At 74.7% G+C, this 233-nt stretch carries 1 protein-coding gene; it reads right to left on the bottom strand.

The window, feature by feature from the left end; genetic code table 11:
* On the bottom strand, positions 1–233 hold a 233-nt coding region (locus IF89_RS40375), incomplete at both ends, for a hypothetical protein (RefSeq protein WP_043195229.1).

Raw genomic sequence — 233 nt, 5'->3', positions numbered from 1 at the left:
CACCCGCGCGCCGTCGGCGTCGGGCTCTTTGGCGTAGGCGCCGTCGCGGTAGTTGTCCGCGGTCCGCAGGGGCCGGCCCAGCGCGTCGAGGGTCTCGGTCACCCGCCGCCCGTCGGGGGTGGCGGTGACCGTGACGGTAGGGGAGGGGTAGGCGATGCGGGTGGTCTGCGGCTTGTCGGAGTCCGGCAGCACCGTGTGCACAGACGGCCGGCCCTGGCGGTCGTACTCCGTAC

The organism is Streptomyces sp. NRRL F-2664 (assembly GCF_000719345.1).
In the GTDB taxonomy this organism is placed as follows: domain Bacteria; phylum Actinomycetota; class Actinomycetes; order Streptomycetales; family Streptomycetaceae; genus Streptomyces.
This window is presented reverse-complemented; position numbering and strand designations above follow the sequence as displayed.